The 21304-nt window shown below is 44.4% G+C and carries 21 protein-coding genes; 2 read left to right on the forward strand and 19 right to left on the reverse strand.

Annotated elements, in window-relative coordinates:
- Positions 1 to 43: 43 nt before the first annotated feature.
- The 10 genes from yabQ to ACVHUV_RS03025 form a co-directional block, all read right to left on the reverse strand.
- Entirely contained in the window at positions 44 to 511 is a 468-nt protein-coding gene (yabQ, locus tag ACVHUV_RS02980; RefSeq protein WP_462086076.1) for a spore cortex biosynthesis protein YabQ, read from the reverse strand.
- A complete protein-coding gene (gene yabP / locus ACVHUV_RS02985) occupies positions 508 to 804 on the reverse strand; it encodes a sporulation protein YabP (RefSeq protein WP_317945876.1) in 297 nt (98 codons plus the stop codon). The genes yabQ and yabP overlap by 4 nt, the downstream gene beginning before the upstream one ends.
- Positions 805 to 909: 105 nt before the next feature.
- Complete coding sequence (locus tag ACVHUV_RS02990; RefSeq protein WP_317945878.1) at positions 910 to 1257, reverse strand: cell division protein FtsK; 348 nt, start codon at positions 1255 to 1257, stop codon at positions 910 to 912.
- Between the two features lie 9 nt (positions 1258 to 1266).
- Complete coding sequence (locus ACVHUV_RS02995) at positions 1267 to 1557, reverse strand: RNA-binding S4 domain-containing protein (RefSeq protein WP_371391675.1); 291 nt, start codon at positions 1555 to 1557, stop codon at positions 1267 to 1269.
- Positions 1554 to 3011: a bifunctional methyltransferase/pyrophosphohydrolase YabN gene (gene yabN / locus ACVHUV_RS03000; RefSeq protein WP_462086077.1), complete on the reverse strand. Its 1458-nt coding sequence runs from the start codon at positions 3009 to 3011 to the stop codon at positions 1554 to 1556. The genes ACVHUV_RS02995 and yabN overlap by 4 nt, the downstream gene beginning before the upstream one ends.
- Positions 3012 to 3015: 4 nt before the next feature.
- Entirely contained in the window at positions 3016 to 4608 is a 1593-nt protein-coding gene (locus ACVHUV_RS03005; RefSeq protein ID WP_462086078.1) for a putative polysaccharide biosynthesis protein, read from the reverse strand.
- Between the two features lie 129 nt (positions 4609 to 4737).
- On the reverse strand, positions 4738 to 5148 hold the full coding sequence (gene hepT, locus ACVHUV_RS03010) for a type VII toxin-antitoxin system HepT family RNase toxin (RefSeq protein ID WP_462086846.1): 411 nt from the start codon (positions 5146 to 5148) through the stop codon (positions 4738 to 4740).
- A complete protein-coding gene (gene mntA, locus ACVHUV_RS03015; protein WP_371391678.1) occupies positions 5141 to 5551 on the reverse strand; it encodes a type VII toxin-antitoxin system MntA family adenylyltransferase antitoxin in 411 nt (136 codons plus the stop codon). The genes hepT and mntA overlap by 8 nt, the downstream gene beginning before the upstream one ends.
- 887 nt (positions 5552 to 6438) lie before the next feature.
- A complete protein-coding gene (locus ACVHUV_RS03020; protein WP_462086079.1) occupies positions 6439 to 8373 on the reverse strand; it encodes an iron ABC transporter permease in 1935 nt (644 codons plus the stop codon).
- Positions 8374 to 8402: 29 nt separating this feature from the next.
- On the reverse strand, positions 8403 to 9389 hold the full coding sequence (locus tag ACVHUV_RS03025; RefSeq protein WP_317945889.1) for an ABC transporter substrate-binding protein: 987 nt from the start codon (positions 9387 to 9389) through the stop codon (positions 8403 to 8405).
- Between the two features lie 179 nt (positions 9390 to 9568).
- Here ACVHUV_RS03025 and ACVHUV_RS03030 point away from each other — a divergent pair, with 179 nt between their 5' ends.
- The gene (locus ACVHUV_RS03030; RefSeq protein WP_462086080.1) at positions 9569 to 10393 is read left to right on the forward strand and encodes an ABC transporter ATP-binding protein; all 825 of its coding nucleotides are present in this window, start codon (positions 9569 to 9571) and stop codon (positions 10391 to 10393) included.
- Entirely contained in the window at positions 10386 to 11078 is a 693-nt protein-coding gene (locus tag ACVHUV_RS03035; protein ID WP_462086081.1) for a hypothetical protein, read from the forward strand. The genes ACVHUV_RS03030 and ACVHUV_RS03035 overlap by 8 nt, the downstream gene beginning before the upstream one ends.
- Positions 11079 to 11257: 179 nt before the next feature.
- Here the strand turns inward: ACVHUV_RS03035 and ACVHUV_RS03040 are convergent, their stop codons facing one another.
- The 9 genes from ACVHUV_RS03040 to spoVG form a co-directional block, all read right to left on the reverse strand.
- Complete coding sequence (locus ACVHUV_RS03040; protein ID WP_462086082.1) at positions 11258 to 11833, reverse strand: Uma2 family endonuclease; 576 nt, start codon at positions 11831 to 11833, stop codon at positions 11258 to 11260.
- A 332-nt stretch (positions 11834 to 12165) separates the two neighbouring features.
- Positions 12166 to 12702, reverse strand: a complete 537-nt coding sequence (gene spoVT / locus ACVHUV_RS03045; protein ID WP_317945894.1) for a stage V sporulation protein T — start codon at positions 12700 to 12702, stop codon at positions 12166 to 12168.
- A gap of 90 nt (positions 12703 to 12792) precedes the next feature.
- The gene (mfd, locus tag ACVHUV_RS03050; protein ID WP_462086083.1) at positions 12793 to 16326 is read right to left on the reverse strand and encodes a transcription-repair coupling factor; all 3534 of its coding nucleotides are present in this window, start codon (positions 16324 to 16326) and stop codon (positions 12793 to 12795) included.
- A gap of 82 nt (positions 16327 to 16408) precedes the next feature.
- On the reverse strand, positions 16409 to 16645 hold the full coding sequence (locus ACVHUV_RS03055; protein ID WP_462086084.1) for an anti-sigma-F factor Fin: 237 nt from the start codon (positions 16643 to 16645) through the stop codon (positions 16409 to 16411).
- Positions 16646 to 16700: 55 nt separating this feature from the next.
- On the reverse strand, positions 16701 to 17264 hold the full coding sequence (pth, locus tag ACVHUV_RS03060; protein ID WP_462086085.1) for an aminoacyl-tRNA hydrolase: 564 nt from the start codon (positions 17262 to 17264) through the stop codon (positions 16701 to 16703).
- A 112-nt stretch (positions 17265 to 17376) separates the two neighbouring features.
- Complete coding sequence (locus ACVHUV_RS03065) at positions 17377 to 18009, reverse strand: 50S ribosomal protein L25/general stress protein Ctc (RefSeq protein WP_371391686.1); 633 nt, start codon at positions 18007 to 18009, stop codon at positions 17377 to 17379.
- An 82-nt stretch (positions 18010 to 18091) separates the two neighbouring features.
- Positions 18092 to 19051 (reverse strand): ribose-phosphate diphosphokinase, encoded by a 960-nt coding sequence (locus tag ACVHUV_RS03070; RefSeq protein WP_371391687.1) that lies wholly within the window; start codon positions 19049 to 19051, stop codon positions 18092 to 18094.
- A 14-nt stretch (positions 19052 to 19065) separates the two neighbouring features.
- Positions 19066 to 20436 carry a bifunctional UDP-N-acetylglucosamine diphosphorylase/glucosamine-1-phosphate N-acetyltransferase GlmU gene (gene glmU, locus ACVHUV_RS03075; protein ID WP_462086086.1) on the reverse strand — a complete coding sequence of 457 codons (1371 nt, stop codon included), beginning with the start codon at positions 20434 to 20436 and terminating at the stop codon, positions 19066 to 19068.
- Between the two features lie 278 nt (positions 20437 to 20714).
- Entirely contained in the window at positions 20715 to 20999 is a 285-nt protein-coding gene (gene spoVG, locus ACVHUV_RS03080) for a septation regulator SpoVG (RefSeq protein ID WP_317945905.1), read from the reverse strand.
- Between the last annotated feature and the right edge of the window lie 305 nt (positions 21000 to 21304).

Genomic DNA, 21304 nt, shown 5'->3' on the forward strand with positions numbered 1-21304 from the left:
TCTCATTACAGCTTGACTTTGCGATAAGTCTATTAATTATACACTATTCATCGCGAGTTTGAAAGAGGGAGCTATAGACCTTTTTATAAACATAGATGAATGGCGTTGCCAGCACCATCACTATTCTGACGACCAACCTGAACAGTGCACGAATAATCCGTACAACCAATAGGATGACGAACACGATTGGTCTGATGATAAGCATGTTGACAATACGCCCAAAAAATCGGAACGGCCGATGAAAAATTGACGCATACAGAAGCATCCCACTTACTTGAGCAAACGGATCATACATCCTCCATGCACCGTCCCGCACGACGAAAAGAACGTAAAAAGAAGCACAACCAATTAAGATCCAGCCAATTACTTCAATGAGCACCGAATACTTACGAATCATCGACTTCTTCCCGACCTTGTCGATGCCCGTTCCGATCAAATCCATAAACGCTCCGGCTCCGATGCCTGTCCCAATCATTGCAAGTAAACTAAGAAACTGGACGGAGAGACTCATCCAAATAATTTATGGAGGAAATTACGTGAACCTGTCTCTTCTTCGTCGTATTGCATCGTTGCAATTGTCCCTTCTAACGTCAGAAGCCCTTTGTCTACATCCAAATGGACGATGCGCAGCTCCTCCCCCCGAATTTGCAACACCCCTTGAGATGTGCGGACAATAAATTCTTCTTGGTCGAACCGGTCAATCGTTTTTACAGATGTAAGATCCATTCGTTTTCTGTTTCGCATCGTGACGACATGGTCACCCGATGGAATTGCGTATGTTGGACTATCCGTCTGGATTTGCATACTATTCCTCCTTCGCTTGTACGTTCAATGCCATCTTATGCGTGTAATTAAAAAAACATGACAGGAAAAATCCCGTCATGCTACTCATTTCTTTTAAACTTCCCGTTAAACGATTAAATCGTGCGTATATCCTGAAAAATATAGAACCAATCCAATTACCGATAAACCAAACCCGATGTAAAATGGCCATGGGTTGTCTTCCTTTTCCTTGTCAAACGTCCGGTATGTAAGCATACAAAAAACGAGTGAAAGTACCGGTATGAACCCATAAGCCGGACCAAACGTAAAGGACACGCCACCTAGCACCATTGCGAGCAAGCCATAGGGATTCTGCTTTGGTAGACTCTCCAAATACGCTTTATCCGTTTCGCTCATTTCCTCATCCGTACGCATCCATCCTTTTAACTTCTGCCTACACCTGTTCAATCGTCTTGACGTTGCCAAATCCTTCATGACGACCCATTACTCCTCATCGTCAATGAACTCCGGCTCCACCTTTTCGAGCTTCTCTTCCTTCAAAATCGTATACATCATCGCTGCGTCTTCTTTCTTCGTCGACTCCTTCAATGCCTCGACCTTCGCAGTAACAATCTTTTGACCAAATCGGATCGCCAATTCATCCCCCGGTTTTACGACCGATGACGCTTTTGAAACTTTGCCGTTAATGGTAATCCGGCCTTGATCGGCTACTTGTTTCGCCAATGTACGTCTTTTGATTAACCGTGACACTTTTAAAAATTTATCTAATCTCATTTCTTTTCCCTTCCCTTCGCTTGTTGCCAAAAATCTTCTAATTCATCGAGCGTATAAGCAGAAAACTCGCCCTTTCCTTCCTTCACGCTTTGCTCAACAAATGAGAAACGGCCCTTGAATTTCGCATTCGCATGCGCCATCGCTTCCTCTGGCGACAATTTTAAAAACCTCGACAAATTGACGAGCGTAAAGAGCACATCCCCTAACTCATCCGTCTGGCTCTCTTTCGTTCCATTCTCCACTTCGTCCTTAAATTCCTGCCACTCTTCCTCAAATTTCTCAAAAGCCCCTTCAATACTCGGCCAATCGAACCCGACTTTTGCGGCCTCTTTTTGATAATTAAAGGAAGTAAGCAACGACGAACTATGGCGCGCCTGTCCATCCAGAAGCGAATCGACTTGCGGCTTCTCTGTTTGCTTAATCTCCTGCCAATTCTTCAACACTTCATCCGAATTGTCCACGCCCAGATCTCCGAACACATGCGGATGGCGACGTATCATCTTCTCACCAATCGACTGCAACACATCTTCCATCGCAAAGAACCCGTCATCCTCGCCAATCTGCGCATGTAAAAACACTTGTAGCAGGACATCCCCTAGCTCCTCGATGATGCCTTCATCGTCCTGCTGATCAATCGCTTCCAGCAACTCATGCGCTTCCTCTATTAAATAGCGCTTCAACGATTCGTGCGTCTGCTCACGATCCCAAGGACAGCCATCCGGCGCACGCAGCGCTGCGATAATCTCACGGAACGTCGACCACTCTTTCAATCGTCCATCACGCTCTGCGACAGGTGGTACATACACCGTCGTCAAATTATCAATACTCGTTTCACGGTCCAGCTCAAATAGCGGCACCGTCCGCAACTTTTCCTTTGAAGAACCCGCAGCAGTCACAATCGTTACGGGATGATCGAACGCATACTTCTCCATCAGCGACAGCTTCACCTCTGAAGCGACAAATGCATCATACACTTGTCCAATCAGCACATGTTGCGTCATCTTCACATCGTCACGCTTCAAGTCCGTACCGTCCAACAATTGAAACCCTTCAATTGGGTCAATTCGCAAAGCCCCAAAAATCGGGTCAAGAAAGCTGTTGCCGCCTGCAATTTCAAGTTGCACTAGTCCCTCCCGTTCTTTCTCAATCAACAACTGCACCGTACGTTCCGCAACAAGCGGATGCCCCGGCACAGCATACATAACGGGTTGCTCCTTCGCTAACGCAACTAACCGTTCCGTAATTTCTTCGTACACTTGCTCAAAAGCGTCATTTTTTTCGTAAATCGCGTCAAAGCTTTCGATTTGTAAGCCTTCCGCCCGCAGTTCATTAATAACAGGATGCTGATCTGTCCTTGCAAACACTCGCTCCGCCGCTTTCAGCTTGCGATACGTTCCAATGGATAGCTGGTCTAAGTCACCTGCACCAAGCCCAATAATCGTTAATAGATTCATATAGTCACCTTCTATGTTTAGTCAGCATTAATTGCACACGTGCTAATCTTTTTCCGAACGGCAGTAAATACCATTCCTTTTCAGCCATTATACGCGATTTCATGACAATCAACAGGAATACGGCTGCACCTAAAATGACTGCTGTTAACGCGCTTACTGTCGCACCAATCCGGGATGATAATTGATCGAATAAAACCTCGTCCGCTACAAATAACCACGGAATAATAATTGCTAGCATCCCAATCGTTGAAACCAATAGCCACCCATAAAAACGAAGCGGTGCAAGCTTTACAGGTAAGACTCTTCTAAAATAAAACAGCAGTCCACAAGCAATTACCGCAAAGCCGATATTCCCTGCAATCGCAGCACCCGTCACGTTTAAAACGGGGATCAATAATTGGTTCGCTACAATCTTTACTACTAGTCCCACGATGAGCAGTAACGTAGGAACCTTCACTTTCCCCGCACCTTGCAACATCGCCGTTAGCGGCAATATTAGCGACAACCAAAAAATTTGCAAAGAGAAAATCATTAGCGTACCCGACCCATCGCGCGTTTCGAAAAGCATTTCATTCACATATGGCAAGACGAGCGCAAGCCCCACAGCCGCCGCCCAGCCGAATAAAAACGCCGTCCGGAATGTGAGCGAGATGAACGGTTCTGCACCTCGCCCCTCTTTTTTCGCCGCATGATGGGCAATAAGCGGTACAATCGCTAACGCCAACGTGGAGGCGATTAAAATCCCCATTTGCACAAGCGGCTGTCCACGGTCATAAACGCCTTTCATTTCCATAGCCGTATCTGATGAAAACCCGTTCGCCAGTAAGGTATTATACACCGTAAACGAATCTGCCATTTGGAACAGCAATAGAATGAGCGAGCTAGCACTGACACTTAAGCTCACGTACGTTAATTCCTTCACGACACGCCACGTATTTATCTTCACTGCTGGTCCCTTAAAGGCGTTTCGGTAATAGAGAGCAAGTATGACAACACCCGCCGCCTGCCCAATGACCGCGCCCCACATCGCAACTTCACCTGCTGTATACAGCGATGCGCCTGCACGAACTGCAAGCCAAGTCCCCATTAATATAATCGCTACGCGAAGCGCCTGCTCTCCGACATTTGAGACGGCAACCGGCGTCATATACCCTTCCGATTGGAATGCACCTTTTAATACAGCAAGCATTGGCATGACGAGCACAATATATGCGCCTGCACGAAGCAAGGAAACAAGTTCAGGGTCTCCCATTGCGTGCGCGAAAGTCGGAGCGAACACCATTAACAGAATAAAAAATGACACCGATAAGACGGATAAATACATAAAGGCAATTCGTTTTACCGCTTTTGATTCACCAAGACTCGTACTTCCCCCAAGCAGCTTCGAAACCGCCACTGCAAAGCCGTACGACGTCCAGACAATGAATATTCCGATGAAAGGATACACTTGCTGATAGATATAGAAGCCTTTATCGCCTACCAGATTTTGAAATGGAATCCGGTATACCGCGGCAAGCAACTTCACGATGATTGCCGATATCGTCAAGATCGACGCGCCTTTCATGAACGTTTTCATATTCCAATCCGTGGTAGCCATCACTGCGCCTCTTTCGATAGATAATAAGTATTCTCTAGTATACCATCAACAGAAAACAGCCACACCCTCGTTTACAAAACGGACGCGTGGCTGTTTCATTTCATTTTTCCGATACATGAAAGCTGTCTTTCAGTGATCCTCCAACTGTAAAAGCACCTTTATGAACTGTTTGAAGTCGTCAACATGTTTATTTAAAATCGACTCTAAAATATCGAGTTTAAGAGCTTGATAATCATGAACAGCGATGTTGCGGAAGCCAACCATATTCATTAATGTTTTTGCAAGATCCGCTTCAATTATAGCTGCTTCTTGTAAAAGCTTAAATGCTTCACGACTTGTTTTTGGAACGCCTAATTTACGCCTGCCCACTACATGCATAGCGAGGTCAATACTTGCTTCACAAGCACGCTGTATATTTAACACGATACTGTCTTGTTTCGTAAAGTCCGTTAAATTTTCAGGATTCCCTTCATACACCTCATGAATACGGTTCAGACAGCGCTCAATCGTTGTCATTTTGTTTAAGATGACATCATTCATCCCCAAATACACTTCCCCTCGCCTGAATGTCATTAATAATAGCTGCTCGTTGCTCGTTTAAAGTTGCATACATGCTATAAGCTCGCATTCTTTGACGGATGAATTCATTTTCATCCTCTATATAGATTGGGATGCCATGGGCAAAAATTTGCATCGTGAAAACTGTATCGATATTTCTAATATCAACTAAATCCACTTCTCGCCCACCTATTAAGGCAAGCTCATTGGATAGCAAAAAACGATCATAAGATGATAGTTGCTTGCTGCTGAAATAAGCAAGATCGATATCACTCTCTTCGCGTACCGTGTCTTTTGCAAAAGAGCCAAAAAGGATAATAAAAGCTGGATTGACTTCTTGCTTAACCTTTTCAATGAGTTGTACCATTATTTCATTCGTAAGCATACATATCACCGCCTTATCAACAGTATAAGCATTTTTGGGAAAAACTGCACATCAATATAGTCTTGTCTACCTTAGTAAAAAATTCTCTCCTCTTTGATTAGCCAAATAGGGCAATAAAACCGCTTTCATCCAATGTATCAAGACGTATGAAGTCGATTTGCATGAAAAATATGCAAAGCAGCTAAATGTAAATCGAGATCTATTAAAAGTCAGATCTGTTAATTAACCACTTATTTACAAGTAGACTTCTTCGAACCCATTGCCTTGCGTTCCGGCGCACGCTTTCCACGGGGCACGGGTGAGCCAATCGAACAACGATGAGTTCGATTTGCCGTATTTCTGCGTACTTTGCAGAAATTAAGGCATCCTTGCTCCACCGCTACGCTTTTGTTCGCAAAAGCCGTTCTGCGTGACGGCTTTCCCGCCGGGGTCTCACCATTCGTGCTATCCCCCCGCTGGAGTCGGCGTCTGCACTCCAGCCAACTAGCATATGACAACTCTTTCTATGTCATATACTATAGGTACTGCTTTTCAGGATTGGAGCGGAAGGCGGCGAAATGCAAAGATGTGCTCTCAACGCTTCGCTTTTGTTCGCAAAAGTCGTTCTTCGTTACGACTTTTCCTGCGGGAACAGCTCGAGCTGAAGACCCTGGACTGAGCGAAGCGAGGGAAGCGGCTGAAGCCGTGCCCGCGGAACGCGTCCGCCTGGAGCGGAAATCCGGTGTTTATCGAGGATAATAAGGATTATTGTTTGGTCTAACATCCTATAAATTGGTTAATCAACACGCCTGATTAAAAGTAATAAAAGATTGATGATTTTACAAAACGAAAAGTTTCTAATTAGAAAACAGCCACACCCCCGTTTACAAAACGGAAGCGTGGCTGTTTCATTTCATTTTCCTGAGCAAATAAAGCAAATACGGCGTACCAATCAACGCTACGACCAGTCCACTCGGGATATCTTTTGGCGCAATCAGTATGCGGCCAACGAAATCCGCCGTGACAAGCAACAAACCGCCCAATAAGCCCGACACGACTAGTAATGGTAAATGGCGGAAACCTACGAGTCTACGTGCGATATGCGGCGCTACAAGTCCCACGAATCCGATTGTCCCGACAATCGCAACACCGGCTGTACTAATTGCCACCCCGACGACCAATGCCCAGACACGTGTCGATTTGACAGATAGACCGAGTCCTGCAGCTACGTCATCACCGAATGTCAATGTATCCAAACTTCGTGTCAAATAGATGGCCGGGCCGAGAAGAAGAGCGACCATCACTAAGGCGAGCTGTACATCGTCCCACCCTTTTCCGTATGTGCTACCGGACAACCAGACGAGTGCAGCGGCAACGGCTAACTTCGCTTTGACGACAAACACTTGTGTAGCTGCTGAGCCGAATGCAGAAATTGCTATCCCCATCAAGGCGACAAGCATCGGCTGAAAGTTATTTTTCCAAGACGTCGCTAAAATGATGACTAGGGCAATTGAAGCGCCTACTACCGCGCCAAGCGGCATATACTGAACAGGGATTGCCGGGAAGACGACTAGTAACAACATCGCTCCAGCGCCACCCATCGACGTGACACCTAACACACTAGCGTCCGCTAATGGATTCCGTAAGACACCTTGCAATAAAACCCCGGCTAACGCAAGCATGACCCCTACAATGAAAGCCGTCAGCACTCGTGGCACGCGGAAGTTCCAAATCACCGGTTTCATCCAGTCCATCGACCATACCGAACCGTTAAATGATAACGCCATCGTCAACACAGCAACAATTAAAGCGGCAATGATTACAATTACAATCGGCAGTTTCACCGGCTTCAGCGTACCGCCCATTTGGCGATCGCCTTTCGTATGTGTTTTAGCGGTCTTCCAAGCCAAATACAATAACCAAGGGCCACCGACTAAAGCCGTCATCGCTCCGACCGGTACTTCTTGACCTGGTTGAATCAGTCTGCCTAACACATCTGCTCCAATGAGCATTACACTGCCCCAAAGAAACGATTGAAGGAAAATGTGTAGATGTCCTCTGATGCCGAGCATGCGCACAATATGCGGCGCCATTAAACCAATGAAGCCGATTGGACCAACGACGCTTACAGTTGTCGCAGCAAGAAGAATGGCAGCAGCCCACGCCAACAATTTTACAACTGGTACATTTTGTCCAAGGGATGATGCGACATCTTCACCTAACGATAGAATGTCCATCGGTTTTGCCAATGCGAGCGTCATAAGGAACAGAACAACGATCATCGGACCTGCGAACGATACGCCGTTCCAGTTCAATTGCACAAGAGTGCCTGAACCCCATAAAAAGAGTCCGTTCGTTTGATTTTCAAATAACAGTTGTAACGAGCCGGTCATCGATGCGAACAATAACGAGATAATCATTCCCGTCAACGCGACGCGGACCGGTTCCATCTGTTTCCCCGCAAGTGTGACGACAAGTACTGACGAAAGAACTGCACCTGCCAATGCAACGAGGAATGGAAAGTCTCCAAGTACTGACGGAAAAAAAATCATCGAAACGACAACAAAAAAGTATGCACCCGCGTTAATCCCAAGTGTACTCGCAGATGCTAGAGGGTTATTCGTCAACGTTTGCAATACTGCACCTGCAACCGCAAGTGCACCACCTGCTAAAATCCCGATGACTAACCGTGGAAGTCGGAGAGAGAGAACGATATCTTGAATACGTCCCTCTACCCATACCTCTTTCACTAACTGTGAAACGCTATAATCCGCCTGGCCTTGCGTCAAATGAATAAAGGATAAAACGACCAACAGGAAAAGACCGCTGATCCAAACGAACAACGATCTTTTCCCTGACGTATTGCTAGCCATTATTTGTTGACCATCGTATCAACAATTCGATTCAGCATTGTTTCAGCTGAAAGTGGGCCTCCATACAACCAAGTGTCCCCACCTAGGTCAAATAGTCGATCTTCCTTCACGAAGTTCAAGTTTTTCCAAACTGCATTGTCTTTTAATTGGTTCTTATACACATTATCTGCATCTTGAACCGTATACAGATAGTTAGCATCTTCATATTTCGTCAATCCTTCAACGTTGAACGTACTAGAGCCGAATACTTCAAACTGATCGGGTACATGAACGTTTTTCAAACCGATTTTTTCAAGAATTTGAGAAGCCATTGAGTTTGGTGTGAATACCCGAATTTCCGGAGCTTGAGGACCTGAGTAAGCAAGCGTCAGGATGAAATCCTTTGTTTTCAAATCCGCTTTCTCGATTTCAGCTTTCGCTTCTTCATATTTAGCGTCTAAATCCGCCAATACTTTTTCTGCTTCATCTGTTTTATCTACAGCTTTTGCAATTTCGTTGAACGTCGTCGTCATCTCTTGATACAAATCAATTGATTCATCCTCAGGATACGGATTGAAGATGACTGTTGGTGCAATTTTCTCCAAATCTGCAAGCATTGCATCATGACGGAAACTTACACCGATGATCAAGTCCGGCTCAAGTGCAGCAATTGCCTCTAGGTTCGGTTCTTGTCGACCACCGACATCAGCGACATCTTTACTTAACTCCGCATCGATGTTCACCCAGTTATGATATTCCTGAATATCCGCCATTCCTGTCGGCTGGATACCAAGTGCAAGCAAATCTTCCGCATATGTCCATTCAAGGACAACAACTTTTTTAGCAGGCTCATCCAATGTTACTTCACCGTTTGAACCTGTAACCGTCACACTGCTTTCAGCTTTATCGCTTCCTTTGTCTTCATTGTCAGCTTTATTTGTCGAACAGCCGACTAAAAGGATTGCACTTAAAGCCATTAGTAAAAACGTCTTCATATATTTATTCATACTTCATTCCTCCATGCTGATAATCATTATCAATTAGTAGTGTAAGCTGTAAGCAAGTCGTTTGTAAAGTGTTTTTACAAATTAATGATATTCATTCTCAATTAAACGAAAATATGGTATGCTAGTAAGTACTTACGTTGTCATTTCTTTGGATTATCAATGAAACGGAGGCATGTTTCATGCACCCTACGATAAATACGAAAAACCTTTCCATCGGCTATCAGGATCATTTGCTGTTTGAGAATTTGAATTTAACAATCCCTAAAGGGGAAATTACGGTCTTCGTCGGAAGCAACGGTTGTGGGAAGTCCACGTTGCTTCGTTCGATTGCCCGGTTATTAAAGCCTTCCGATGGATCCGTTTTACTCGAAGGAAAAGATATTCATTCGATGTCTTCACGCAATGTTGCGAAGAAGATGGGGATCCTTCCTCAAGGCCCTGTGTCACCTGAAGGATTGACGGTCCACGATCTCGTGAAGCAAGGTCGCTATCCGCATCAGTCATGGCTTTCCCGTTGGACAGAAGAAGATACGAAGAAGGTCGAAGCGGCGATGGAAGCAACAAAAATCAGCAATTTGCGCGATCAAGCCATTGATACATTATCGGGGGGCCAACGTCAACGTGCTTGGATTGCGATGACACTTGCACAAGATACCGACATCATTTTATTGGACGAACCGACGACGTATCTCGACATGACCCATCAAATTGAGATTTTGGATTTACTGTTCGAATTAAATGAGCAAAAGAGCCGGACAATCGTTATGGTACTGCACGACTTGAATTTGGCATCACGCTATGCACACAATATTGTCGCCATTAAAGACGGCGCGGTTTTTGCGCAAGGAAGACCGGAAGATATCATCACCTGTGACCTTGTCCGTTCGGTATTCGGTATGGAGTGCCAAGTTTCGACGGATCCTCTATTCGGAACACCGCATTGTGTGCCATTTGGTCGCGGGCGTTGCATCGTGCCCGTTTTAAGGAGTCATACAGGTGCCTGAGTTGAATGCTGAACAACTAGCCGCATTGGAACGTTTTAATGTATCCATAAGTGATCAGCCAATGGGCCTTATGAAAGTTGAGGATCTATTAACGCATGCAGGGAGTTCGCAAATAATACATTTGATTCAAACACAAATGGGTGCCCCTACAGATGCTGTGGCGCTATCCATTTTTATGCGCAGATACGGTTTCTTCATAGCGGCTCACCTGCATATGATTAGCAAATTTAACTTGCGATGGACGGGAAGATTAGAGGATATTGCAGTCGAAGTCGGTGAAGGGAACCTATCATTCTCCATCCCTTCCGAACCTTTTAGGACGGTACAGGACCGGGAAAACGATATTCGTTTCCTTCTTGAACAGTATGGACATCCGGTCGTGAACTATTTAAGTAAGCGTGCACCTATTTCAAAATTGATTCTTTGGGAAAACATTTGGGGCTACGTCATTTGGATGTACTCAATGCTATTCCAGGAAAATAGTCCATCCGCCCAAGATGATTTGAACTTTTTGTTACATGATGCAACTTGGACACCTCAACTGCGGCGCTCGCCTTTCAAGCAATTTTTACAAAACGAGCCCGTTCTTGAAGCCATGACGAATTATAAACGGACGACTTGTTGCTTGTATAAGGAATTGCCAAATACCGAGAAATGCCCGTATTGTCCGTTGAATAAAAAATAAAACAGCCCACATCCGAATCAATCAGTATGTGTGGGCTGTTTTTTATTGTTTCTTTTACATGATCTTTTCAAAAAAGGAGAGCGTTAGGTGCACGACACGGAGAGCGTAACTTTTGGAGCGCAGAGGTATAGTTTCAGTTATGGTCTCACCATTATTCTAATCAGTAGAACTTGCTTATGTTATTCACCGTATGAGAACATTTCTTCCCCTATTATCTCCAAATGCTCAAATTGATGCGATTTAATCACGTCTTCTCGTCCATACACATTTCCGCGTTGGTATATGCCTCCATCTATCACATAGACCTCCACAGTTTCATTTAATGGATCTACAATCCAATACTCTGGAACCCCGAACTTTTGATATGCATTGTATTTTGGAATTCTATCATTCCTACTTGTAGACGGGGATAACACCTCTACAATAAGTTTAGGGGCACCTTGGCACCCAAATTTATCGAGCTGATTTTTATTGCATATAATTGAAAGATCTGGTTCAAATACATTATCTGCATTGTCATAATCATCTATTTCAGAAAAACGTACTGTGAACGGAGAGGGAAAGACTCGGCATTTTTCACCTTTGAAATACATGCCAAACGCTATCGTCAAAAAAGAGACAACGCCTTGGTGTTTCGTCGTTCGCGATGCAAGCAATACAGGAACGCCATCAAAAATTTCATATCGGCTGCCCTCATCCCACGACAAGAAGTCTTGAAAAGTATAATGCTTATTTTCATTCCTTTGAATGCTCATCATATCCTATCCTTTCTACCAGTATTATTTTTTAAAGCTGGAGACACTGTATTCATCAGTACCGTTTTAGTTATTTGTAGTATAGCATGAGAGCTGGTTTAGCGGAAAACAAAATAGTCATAATAGTACGAATGTTGAACGGTGTTTAACGTATATGAGTTGAACTTTCAATGCATCTTTACTAGGTTTTTTATCTTAAAAAATAAACCACACTGAAAGAGAAAACGCCATTTTCGTTAGATAAATGATTTTCTAGATTACGAAGAAAAGTAATGTATTACATAAAAACAGCCCACCCACCCCGATGCTTCCCGGTGCGTGCAGGCTGTTTTTCATTGTTCCATCTGTTTCGCCAAAAAGTGTGCGGCGGTTTCTGCTGCTTTTTGTTCAGCTTCTCCAATAAAGTGGACTTTCGATAGCAAGTAGACTGCACCGATTGTGTCTCCTCCAGCTACAATCGGAGCGACACAGTAGGATTTCACTTGCTCGACTTGACCGGGCACCCATTCCACTGCTTTTTCTAGTTTTTCCGTGACGATTGTTCGGCCCGATAAAATTTCTTCCACATCCGGAGCTAATTGTCGGTTTAAATAATCCTTTTTTGATAACCCGGATACGGCGATCATCTCATCTCTATCGCTGATGAGTGCGGGTGTTCCAAGTGTTTCGTAAAGTGTTTCTGCGTATTCTCTCGCAAATTGACCGAGTTCGGATATCGGGGAGTACTTTTTAAGAATGACCTCTCCATCCCTGTCGGTAAAGATTTCAAGCGGGTCTCCTTCGCGGATACGGAGGGTCCTTCGAATTTCTTTTGGAATGACCACTCTGCCTAAATCATCAATTCTGCGCACGATCCCTGTTGCTTTCATGCATGATGCCTCACTTTCCCAGTAATTGAATACCGTTTTCCGTTCGAATATAGTATGCATCATGTTTGGACATTTTATGCAACAGAACCTTTAGACGGAACTTGTGCCGCTTGTTTCTTTTAGGGACGCTTGCAAAATCCGCATCATTTCTTCCAACACATCGAAATCTGTTTGCTTTCCAGTAAACCGTTCATCTACCGTCAAGATCAGTCGGCCGTCTTCCATTGTAAAACCGACTGCTTTGCCAAAGCGCATGGAATCCGCGACAATTTTCGCACCATCCGTTTGAGCGGTACCTTCTTTAGAGAGTCGGATTTCAATTATAGAACGTTGCTTTTTGATGGATTCGACGCCTGCCATACGGCCCCACGCCTTTATTCTTCCGATACGTAACAGCAAATCCGCTTCAAGTGGCAGATCTCCGAAACGGTCTGTCATTTCATCGACAAGTTCGCTGTAATCCGCTTCATTTTCGATTGCTTTGACTCGTTTATACATCTGGATTTTTTGGAAACCATCCTTAATATACGTATCCGGCAAGTACGCGTTGATGGGCAATGAAATTTCAACATCCGGAATGTCGGCTTTCACAACGCCTGTCTGTTTCTCTTCAATTGCCTCTTGCAACATTTGCGAATACAAGTCAAATCCAACCGAATCAATGAAGCCATGCTGTTGAGATCCAAGCAAGTTGCCTGCACCACGGATCGATAAATCACGCATTGCAATTTTAAAGCCTGATCCAAGTTCCGTAAATTCCTTAATGGCTTGTAAACGACTTTCCGCCACTTCTGTCAGCACTTTATCCCGTTGGTACAAAAAGTAGCTATACGCAACACGATTCGAACGTCCAACGCGCCCGCGCAGCTGATACAACTGTGACAAGCCCATACGATCTGCATCGTGCACAATGAGCGTGTTGACATTCGGTATATCAATACCCGTTTCAATAATTGTCGTCGTCACAAGGACATCATACTCACCTTCAAGGAAGCTGAGTATGACCGCTTCAAGTGCAGATTCTCCCATCTGCCCATGTGCAAAGGCAACGCGTGCTTCAGGTACAAGTTGTTTAATTTCATCGACTTTGCGCGTAATGTCTTCGACTCGATTGTAGAGATAAAATACTTGACCGCCACGTCCCATCTCCCGCTCAATCGCTTCACGCACTAATCCAAAATTGTGCTCCATGACATACGTTTGCACCGGAAAGCGGTTTGCAGGTGGTGTCTCGATGACAGATAGATCCCGAACACCCAACATCGACATATGAAGCGTGCGTGGAATCGGTGTTGCAGTCAAGGTTAGAACATCGACGTTTGTTTTCAATTGTTTCAACTTCTCTTTATGGGTCACACCGAATCGTTGCTCTTCATCGACAATTAACAGACCAAGGTCTTTATAAACAACATCTTTGGATAGCAGGCGATGTGTGCCAACGACCACATCAATCGTACCTGCCTTTAAGCCTTTCAATGTTTCTGTCTGCTGTTTTTTTGTACGGAAACGGTTCAACAAAGACACTTCTACAGGAAAGCCTGCAAAACGTTCTTTCATCGTCTCGTAATGTTGCTGGGCTAAAATAGTAGTCGGAACAAGGAATGCGACTTGTTTACCGTCTGAAACAGCCTTGAAAGCTGATCGGATCGCCACTTCGGTTTTCCCATATCCAACATCTCCGCAAAGAAGACGATCCATCGGGCGTTCCCTTTCCATATCCCGCTTCACTTCCATGATTGAACGAAGTTGATCTTCCGTTTCATCATACGGAAAAGCATTTTCAAAGGAGCGTTGTAGATCATCATCTGGAGAGAACGCATAGCCTTTTTCCGCCTCGCGCTTGGCGTATAACTTAATGAGATCATCCGCGATATCTTTGACAGCAGACGATACTTTGTTTTTCGTCTTTTTCCATTCGGCGCCGCCAAGTTTATGCAATTTCGGCTCTTTCTCACCTGAAGCAACATATTTCTGAATCAAATCAATCTGATCAGCAGGGACAAACAGTTTATCTTCCCCACGATAACGGATATCGAGGTAGTCTTTGTGCACCCCATTTACTTCGAGCGTCACGACACCATAATATTTCCCGATTCCGTGATGGACGTGAACGATATTGTCTCCAGGTTTTATCTCTGAATAGCTCTTTATGCGCTCCGCATTCGTCATCTTTTGCGGACGAGCTTTTCGTTTCGGCTTCCCTTTGAACAACTCTGCGTCTGTAATGACCGCTACTCGCTGGAATGGAAGTTCAAATCCGCCGGACAGGTCACCACTAATAATAGATAGAACGCCCTCATCCGATGGTTTGCCATTAACAGTAGCCTCCATCTCGTAATCTCCCAAGATGGATTGGACTTCTTGGATGCGCTCTTCTCCATCCACTACAACGAATATGTTGTATTTCCCTTGTTTCCATCGTTCCATTTCATTTTTCAATAATTGCATCTGCCCGTGGAATTCTTGCATCGGCTTACAGGAAAACGATACGGTCTTTTTCAGAACAATTCCCGGTACATTACGGACAAATAAAGATAAATAATTTTTTGGTTGCTCAAGCATCTTATGCATTTCATCAAACGAGAACGAAATTTTTGCATCATGAACGATCTTTCCATCCTCAAGAAGTGTCAAAAACCACTCCTTCTCTTCATTTTCCATTGCTGAAGCAACTTCTACAATCCGGCCAATTTCATCGAATAAAACAAGTCCATCTGCTGGAAAATAGTCCCCTAAATAGGACGGTACCCGTTCTAAAAACGAAACGTATTTCAACATCCCTTCTGGAACGATACCTGTTTTCAACAAATCGATGTCGCGGGAGATGTTTTCTGTTAATGATTCTTTGGCATGGTCGTTTTTCATCCGTTTCAAGCTCGTTCGCAACGCTTCTTCTAAGTTGGTTGCTATTTGCAGTAAATGAGTCGCATCCCAAACGTGCTCTGTAACCGGCAGAATGGTTACTGTGTCCAATTTGTCAGTGGACCGCTGATCATCCGCAGAAAATGTACGAATGGAATCGACGTCCGTATCAAACAGTTCAATGCGGACAGGTTGGTCCATCGTCAACGGAAATATATCTAAAATTCCGCCTCGAAGTGCAAAATCACCAGGTGTCGTCACCATATCTTGACGGGCATACCCCATTTGAATAAGCTTTTGAACCCATTCCTCCACATCGATGGCGTCATCCACTTTTGTCGTGAGCGAATGTGAGAGCCACTGTTCTTTCGCTGGAAGAAGTTTTTTCATCCCTGCGACGGGTGTAATGTAAACGCCTTTTCCAACACGGGCCATATGATTGAGCGTGTCAATCCGGCTAGCTCGGAGCTCATAGCTCGATACAGAAAAATCAGCAGCTACCAATTCCTCTGCTGGATACAAATGCACGAGCGACTCGCCGAGCATTTTCACTAAATCTTCGTATGTACGTTGAGCTTGCAACATATTTGCAGTAATGAGAAGGATCGGTTTGTCCGTACTCTCGTAGGCAGCCTTAAAAAAGACCGCTTTTGCACCGCCTGTGAGTCCTGCCAGCAGTTGACGATCTTGTCCTGTTTGTAAGTCTTTAATGACTTTATGAATCTCTTTTTCTTGTAAAAATAAATTTATGAGCGCATCCAATGATCAATATCCTCGCTTTGCAATAGATGAATGAATTGAAGTGAAAAAAGCTTTGTGCGCCGAAAACGCCAAAGCAGCAGTTCTATTGTAGCCATTTCTTTAATGCATAGTAATCCGGGAACAGCAGAAGTGACTGTTCGCATTCCTCACAAATGCACCGAACGGTCAACGAACCATCTTGATTATATTCAATAAAATGCTCATGTCCATCATGCTCTCGTTCCGTTTGTTGCACTTGCTGAATGACTTCGCCGGCAGATGAAAACGGAATGCTACCGACTTCTGTATTACAATGTCTACATGAATAACGGATCGTCAACTTATCATCAGCCCCTTTTACACAAAGTATAGGCTAAATGATGTGTGATTATTCCTTATGCTTTATTATAGTGATTCATCACATCGAGAAACGGGCTTTTGAGCCAGTCTAGACAAGCTGATGCACTCTTTTTCACCATTTCATCCAGCAGAGGCTGTTCTTCCTTACTGAATGAAGACAAAACGTAATCTGACACTTTCATGCCACCTGTAGGGCGACCGACGCCAATACGAATGCGATTAAATGTATCCGTTCCAAGATGGGCAATTAATGATTTCATACCATTATGGCCACCTGCACTCCCCTTTTGGCGCAACCGTAATTTTCCTGGCGTAAGGTCAAGGTCGTCGTAGATTACGACAATTTCATCAGGATGAATATCATAATAATCCATGAGCGGGGCTACGCATTCGCCAGAGAGGTTCATGTAAGTGAGTGGCTTGACGAGCATCACTTTTCCTTCAGGACGATGAATGATCGTATAGGCGCCGTTGAACTTTAGTTGCATGGCAGGTGCATCCATCTGCTTCGCCAGTTCATCAATTACATGAAAGCCGACATTATGACGGGTCATTTCATATTGCTTACCCGGATTCCCGAGTCCAATTATCATTTTCATAAGTTTACTCTTCCTTTGACGGTCGTGATATTCCATACACTACTCAATGCTTTTCAATACAATGTTAAAAAGGGCGCACGGATGGAAACGTGCGCTCCTTAGCTTCTGTGTATTACTCTTTGTCTTGATCGCCAACGACTTCAGGTTCTGCATCAGGTGCTGCTCCATCGGCATCCAGCTCGTCCAACTCTGCTTCCGTTCGTGGCGCAGAAATTAAAACAAGACTGTAGTCATCGTCATTCAGAATTTCAAATTTCGACTGCTCGCGGACATCTCCGACAGTAATCGTTTCACCAATTTTCAAGCCTGAAACGTCAACATCAAATGATTCAGGGATATCTGAAGGCTTCACTTTAATAAGCACTTCAAAGTTTGGCTGTTGTACAATGCCGCCTTCTTTCTCCCCGATGGATTGGCCGACAAGATTGACGGTTACGTTGACTTCAAGCTCTTCTGTCATGTTAATGGCCAAAAAGTCCGCATGGCGGATATCGCCTATTAATGCGTCTTGTTGATAGTCGTTTAACACGACGTTCAATTCCTCGCCGTCTACATCCAGTTTAATGACACCATTTCGTCCTGTTTCGCGCAACGTGAATAGTAAATCACGTTCTTTAATTGCGATTGGTGTAGATTCTGTTTTGTATCCATAAACGACTGATGGAATGTACCCATCTTTTCTTAATGCTGATAAAGCTGATCGCGTTTTAGTTTCTCTTCGTTTCGACTGAATTGCTGTACTCATGTGCGTAGTCACCTTTCCTAAAAAAAGTTATTCTATCTCTTGAAATACCCAAAATCAGACGACGGTAAACTATATTGCTTGCTTACTCAAACAATGTGCTGACAGATTTCTTTTCAAACACGCGGATGACTGCTTCTCCTAGGAGTTTCGCAATCGATAATTGTTTGATTTTTGGAGATTTTTTGCTTTCTGGTAGTTCGATCGAGTTCGTAATGACCAATTCTTTAATGCGTGAATTGTCGATTCGTTCGATTGCAGGACCAGATAAGACCGGATGTGTACAGCAAGCATACACTTCCTTCGCGCCGTTCTCGATGATCGCGTTCGCTGCGATTGTAATCGTTCCGGCTGTGTCAATAATATCGTCAATGAGGATAGCCGTCTTTCCTTCGACATTACCAACGATACTCATTACTTCGGCAACGTTCGGGCGTGGACGTCGTTTGTCGATGATCGCAATCGGTGCTTTCATACGATCCGCCATTTTTCTTGCACGCGTAACACCACCGTGGTCCGGAGATACGATGACGAGCTCATTCCCCTCTAGACCTTTCCCTTTGAAATATTCAGTAAGGATTGGTTCTGCAACAAGGTGGTCGATTGGAATATCAAAGAAACCTTGAATTTGAGGTGCGTGCAAGTCAATAGCAATGACGCGGTCAGCTCCCGCTTTTTCAAGCAGGTTTGCTACAAGCTTAGCTGTAATCGGTTCACGAGAACGTGCTTTACGGTCTTGGCGCGCATAGCCGTAATATGGCATAACGACATTGATGGTACGTGCTGAAGCACGCATTAATGCATCAATCATAATTAGTAGTTCCATCAAGTTATCGTTGACAGGATTAGAGGTGGACTGGATGACAAAGACGTCACAGCCTCGGATACTTTCTTCGATGTTAATTTGAATTTCTCCGTCACTGAAACGTTTGACAGAGCACTTGCCGAGTGGACGACCGATTTCGTCTGCCACTTGTTGTGCAAGTGATTCGTTCGATGTTAAAGAGAATATCTTCAGTTTATTGTCAGGATAATGATTAGCCATCATGGCCCCCCTAGTTAGTTATGATTTAGTTTTGTTGCGTATCCTTCTTTATTCTCCTGGCGCGCGCGCGCAATTGCAAGTGAATTTTCTGGTACATCTTTTGTAACCGTCGATCCGGCCGCGACATAAGCGCCTTTACCAACTTTTACAGGTGCAACTAAATTAGAATTGCAGCCGACGAATGCACCATCTTCAATGGTCGTTTGGAATTTATTCTTCCCATCGTAATTCACTGTAATTGTTCCACAACCGATGTTCACATGGGTACCGACTTCCGCATCGCCGATATAGCTTAGGTGAGAAACCTTGCTTCCTTCCCCTAACATCGTCTTTTTCACTTCTACAAAGTTGCCGATTTTAACATTGTCGCTGAGATTGGTATCCGGACGGATATGTGCGAACGGCCCTACTGTCGTACCTGACCCGATTGTACTGTCGCGTACGACTGACGAATGAATGGTTGTATCATTGCCAATTTTACTGTTGCTAATATGACTGTTTGGTCCGATCGTACACTTTTCACCGATTGTTGTGTGACCTTCAATCATCGTACCCGGCTGCAGCACTGTGTCACGCCCAATTTCAGCATCTGCACTAATGTACGTGTTGCTTGGATCAATGATGGTTACGCCATTGCGCATATGTTGTTCAGCAATACGTTGACGCATCACTTTTTCAGCCTCTGCCAATACGACACGGTCATTGACACCAATGGTTTCACTGAAATCATCGGTTACAAAAGCTGCGATACGTGCATTTTCAGCTTTTAAGATTCCAATGACGTCGGGTAGGTAGTACTCACCTTGCGCATTGTCATTTTTCACTTTCTTTAGTGCTTCAAAAAGCGCTCGGTTATCAAAACAATACGTCCCAGTATTAATTTCAGTCACATTTCGTTCTTCTGGTGATGCATCCTTATGCTCGATATTGCGAAGGACATTCCCTTCCTCATCTCGGATAATACGACCATAACCTGTCGGATCATCTGCATGCGCTGTAAGAATTGTCGCTTTCGCTTTCATTTCGGTATGATGTGCTAGTAATGCTTGCATCGTTTCCGATTTGATAAGCGGTGTATCGCCACAGACGACGAGAGTGACACCATCCAGCTCACCGAGTTGCGCCTCTGCTTGTTGCACAGCATGTGCAGTGCCTAATTGCTCCGCTTGAAGCGCGTACTCGCTTTTTGCTCCTAGTGTTTGTTCCACCATTTCTGCGCCGTGACCGACAATCGAAACGATTTTATCCGCTCCGATTCCAATAATATGGTCGACAACGTGCTCGACCATTGGTTTCCCACAAACAGGATGCAATACTTTATATAAATCGGATTTCATCCGCGTCCCTTGTCCTGCAGCAAGGACGATGGCGTATGTATTCGTCATGTGCTGGCCTCCATCCATAATTTCATTATTGACTATAGCTGAAAATAATAGACATTTCAACTATACCCCCTTGACAAGCTGTCATGATTATTTTAATATGGTTGTTTTCATTTTTCGATTGATGTGCTTACATGACAGTTGGATCCTCACAACAAAGTACTATCGATGAGGAAGCAATATTTTTGTCGATGGACGGCTCCAACCCAAAAAGCACAGGCCCGAGATTTGAATGTCAAACCCCACGCTGTGCTTTCCATCATGTGCTTTTAGAAGAAAACTTATGCTCCAGCCTCTTCCAAAACCCCTTTTTCTTCAACCATATAATACGCAGACAAAACCGCTTCTTGTACTTTCATCCGTGCTGACGTGTTAATCGGATGCGCAACGTCCCGAAACTCCCCTTCAGGCGTCCGCTTACTAGGCATCGCGACAAACAATCCATCATTCCCCTCAATGACACGGATATCATGCACGACAAACTCACCATCCAACGTAATCGACGCAATCGCCCTCATGCGACCATCCGTCTCCACTTTCCTCAGTCTCACATCTGTTACTTCCATTCTTTTCCCACTCCCTTTTTGTTTACATTGCTCAACAACTATATTCTACAAAAGTAAGCATTTCCCTTTTTTTTTTGAAAAATATTTTTAATAAATTTGAAATATATGTAACGCACTGTGGAGTGGGCGTGTTTTTGCTTGGGATGGGAGACTAATTTTTGTTTGGGCAACTGATTTGTCGTGTTTTTTAATGGTGGTGTTAGCAGCAACAGTATGAGTGGTCGTGAGATTCATTCCACAAACTGGATAAGTTGTGATAAACTGCGGGCGAGCGGGGAAACTAGCTGATAAGCGGTGTTAACGGA

The organism is Sporosarcina saromensis, from assembly GCF_054901285.1.